This window comes from Humidesulfovibrio sp. (assembly GCF_035560995.1).
In the GTDB taxonomy this organism is placed as follows: domain Bacteria; phylum Desulfobacterota; class Desulfovibrionia; order Desulfovibrionales; family Desulfovibrionaceae; genus Humidesulfovibrio.
In genome coordinates this window covers 1-3,782 of record NZ_DATMYK010000327.1, presented here as the reverse complement: position 1 = coordinate 3,782, position 3,782 = coordinate 1, and the positions used below count along the sequence as shown (strand labels likewise).

The following is a 3,782-nucleotide window of genomic DNA, read 5'->3' as shown; positions in this document are numbered from 1 at the left end:
ATCCTGTAAGGTGTTTTTAAACAGCGCATGCAGGGCAAAAGACATTTCCGGCTGACCACCGGCTCCCCCTGGAGACGCATCCGCAACCGCCTGCGCCGCGCCCAAAAGGACACGCTTGACTCGACCCGACCGTCACGAACTCATCCGCGCCCTGTTTGACGAGTACATTGAGAAGTACGCCGGACGCGACGACAGCCTGACTGAGCACTTCAGCGAGAATTTCAGCGGCTGCACAGGCGGAGGCGATTTCCTCGTCAAGGATCGCGACGCCTGGGTGAAGATCACCCGGCAGGATTTCTCCGAAGTGCCCGGCCGCATCCGCATCGACCTGCTGGACCTGGCCCTGCAGGACTTGAGCGACGACGTGGTCATGAGCACGGCCTTTTTCCGCATCCATCTGCCCCTGCAGGACTCCATTCTCTCCAAGGAGACGGCCCGCCTGGTGCTGGTGTTCCGGCGCGAGGGCGAAGCCTGGAAGATCGTCAGCAGCACTATCTCCATCCCCTATCACCTGGTGCAGACGGGCGAGGTGTATCCCTTGAGCAACCTCCAGTCGCGCAACCGTGAACTGGAAATACTGGTGGAGGAGCGCACCCGCGAACTGGAGGCGATGAACGCCAAGCTGGAGACCCTGAGCAACACCGACGGGCTCACCGGCGTGGCCAACCGCCGCCGCTTCGACTGCGAACTGGACAAGGAATGGAACCGCAACCGGCGCACCGGCCAGCCCCTGGCGCTCATCATGCTCGATGTGGACCATTTCAAGCACTACAACGACTGCCGGGGGCATTTGGAAGGCGACCGCTGCCTGAAGGCCCTGGCCGAGACTCTGGAGCGCATGGAGCGCCGCGCCGGCAGAATGGTTGCCCGCTACGGCGGAGAGGAATTCACTGTGCTTCTGCCCGATACGGACCTGCGCGGCGCGCAGGAGGCCGCGCGGCGCATCCAGCGCGGAATATGGGACTTGGCCCTGCCCCACCCGGACATGCCCCAGGGACCGGCCGACGGCATCGTCACCGTGAGCCTCGGCGTGGCCAGCCTCGTCCCGGCGGGCGACAATTCGCCGGAAAGCCTGGTGCGCGAGGCCGATGCCGCTCTGTACAAGGCCAAGAACGCGGGCCGCAACCGCATCTGGCCCGAACCCGACGAGCCCGCCTGATGCCGCCCGCAACGCCCAGCTACATGCGGGAGGCCGCGTGGGCCTGCTGACTGAAGACGACCTCGCCTCCTACGCCGAGATCATGGTCTGGGCCGTGCGCACCAGCCGCGCGGTGCCCTTCAAGAACGGCGAACTGGTGCTCCTGCGCTTCGACATGCAAGCCCTGCCCTTGGCCGAGGCCGTGTACGCAGCACTCATGGACGCCCACCTGCACCCCCTGCCCCAGGCCCTGCCCACAAGCTTCATGCAGGTCCAGCATTTCGGCAACTCCAGCTTCGGCCAGCTAACCTTCGCCCAGCCGGGCCTGGATGAGCTGTTCCGCGCCACGGCGGGCGTCATCACCATCCTCGCGCCGGATGACCTGGGCTCTTTAAGCGGAGTGGACGAGCACAGCATCGACCAGGGCGAAAAAAGCGAACTTGCGGCCATGGCCCTCTTGGACCGCCGCCGCCGCGCGGGCCTGCTCGGCTCCACCGTGTGCCTGTACCCCACCCCCGCCCTGGCCGAGGCCAGCGGCATGCCCCTTGAGGAATACGCCGAGCGCCTGGCCAGGGCCTGCCTGCTTTATACCCCGGATCCGCTGCGCCAATGGATGCGCGTGCGGCAGGAGCTGGCCGACATCGCCAAGTGGCTGGACAGCCTCAAAATTGAAAGCCTGCGCATCGAGAGCACGCACATGGACCTGACGCTCTCGCCCGGGTCCAAGCGCCGTTTCGTGGGCGTCACCGGCCGCAACATCCCGGGCTATGAGCTGTACCTCGCCCCGGACTGGCGCACGGTCAACGGCGTGTATTACGCCGACCAGCCGAGCATCCGCTGGGGCAGGCTGGTTTCCCAGGTGCGGCTGGAATTTCATGGCGGCGTGGCCATCTCCGCCCAGGCGGGACAGGGCGAACCCTTCCTGGCCGGGCGTCTGGCCTCCGATGGCGGCGCGCGGCGCGTGGGCGAGTTCTCCCTCACGGACAAGCGCATCTCCCGCGTGGAGCGCTTCATGGCCCACACGCTCCTGGATGAGAACTACGGGGGCGAGGACGGCAACTGCCACATAGCCCTTGGCGGCTCCAGCGCGGCCAGCTTCGCCGGACCGGCGCAGGAACTGACCGCCGAGCGGGCCGAGGAGCTGGGCTTCAACAGCTCCGGCATGCACTGGGATCTTGTGAACACGCAGAAGAAGCGCGTCACGGCCAGCCTTGCCGGGGGCGGCAAACGCGCCATTTACGAGGACGGCCAGTTCCTGCTCTGAGCCTGCGCACCACCCTGAGCGCAGTTTTTTGCACGCATCGGCCGGAAACAGGCGCCGCCGCGTGTTGACATGCCCCCAACCGTGCTTACAAATGTGGATGACCGCGACGCCGGGTGAGCTTCATCGTGAGCTGCCCGGCGTCGCGTATGTCGGACCGAACGCCCGGTGGCGGCAAACGCCCGGTGGCGATGACAAGGACGGATTGAGCATGTCTGAGAACGAGAAAAACGAGACGACGGCCGCGCAGGCTCAGGCGGCCGCCGAAGACGTGGGGCAGAACCGGGTGGACCTCTCCGAGGAGGAGCTGACCGCCCTGTGCAAGGCCCACGTGTGCAGCAAGTGCGCCGTCATGGCCGAGGCCGAGGACATCAAGCTGCGCGCCCTGGCGGACAACGAGAACTTCAAGCGCCGCATCCAGCGCGAGACGGAAGACGTGCGCCGCTACGCGACTGAAAGCGTGCTGGCCGACCTTCTGCCCGTGCTGGACAACCTGGGCCTGGCCATCGAGCATGCCGGCGATGCGGCCGCGTGCAAGAACCTGGTCATGGGCGTGGACATGACCCGCAAGATCTTCCTGGACACCTTGAAGAAGCACGGGCTCGAATGCGTGGGCGCCTGCGGCGAGGCCTTCGATCCCAACGTGCACGAGGCCATCGGCACCGTGTGCGAGGACGGCCAGGCCGAGGGCTGCGTGGCCAAGGTGGCCCAGCCCGGCTACGTGCTCAAGGGCCGCGTCATCCGCCCGGCCAAGGTGCTGGTGAACAAGACCACGCAAGAGTAGGCTCCCGGCCTTTACATCGGAAAAAGCGGTCTTACTTCAAGACCCGACAGCAAACATCATTCCTCACCCGGAGGTTCATTTTATGGGCAAGATCATCGGCATCGACCTGGGCACCACCAACTCCTGCGTGTACGTCATGGAGGGCAAGGACCCCAAATGCATCACCAGCCCCGAGGGCGGGCGCACCACGCCGTCCATCGTGGCCTTCACGGACAAGGAGCGCCTGATCGGCGAGATCGCCAAGCGTCAGAGCGTCACCAACCCGGACAAGACCATCTACGCCATCAAGCGCCTCATGGGCCGCCAGTACGACGCCCCCGAGGTCAAGAAGTGGCGCGAGCACTGCCCCTATAAGATCGTTGCGGGCAAGAACAACGACGCCTGGGTCGAGATCGCGGGCAAGAAGTACAGCCCGCCCGAAGTCTCCGCCTTCATCCTGCAGAAGCTGAAGAAGGACGCCGAGACCTACCTGGGCGAGCCCGTCACCGAAGCCGTCATCACGGTTCCGGCCTACTTCAACGACTCCCAGCGCCAGGCCACCAAGGACGCGGGCAAGATCGCCGGCCTTGAGGTCAAGCGCATCATCAACGAGCCCACGG

The 3,782-nt window shown here is 65.6% G+C and carries 4 protein-coding genes; all 4 read left to right on the top strand.

Annotated elements, in window-relative coordinates:
- The first annotated feature begins 115 nt into the window (after positions 1-115).
- Entirely contained in the window at positions 116-1,159 is a 1,044-nt protein-coding gene (locus VN419_RS13130) for a diguanylate cyclase domain-containing protein (RefSeq protein WP_325647670.1), read from the top strand.
- Between the two features lie 37 nt (positions 1,160-1,196).
- Positions 1,197-2,402 carry an aminopeptidase gene (locus VN419_RS13125; protein WP_325647669.1) on the top strand — a complete coding sequence of 402 codons (1,206 nt, stop codon included), beginning with the start codon at positions 1,197-1,199 and terminating at the stop codon, positions 2,400-2,402.
- Between the two features lie 208 nt (positions 2,403-2,610).
- Positions 2,611-3,183 carry a nucleotide exchange factor GrpE gene (gene grpE, locus VN419_RS13120; RefSeq protein WP_325647668.1) on the top strand — a complete coding sequence of 191 codons (573 nt, stop codon included), beginning with the start codon at positions 2,611-2,613 and terminating at the stop codon, positions 3,181-3,183.
- Between the two features lie 82 nt (positions 3,184-3,265).
- A partial coding sequence (locus VN419_RS13115) for an Hsp70 family protein (protein ID WP_325647667.1) occupies positions 3,266-3,782 on the top strand: 517 nt, incomplete at its 3' end.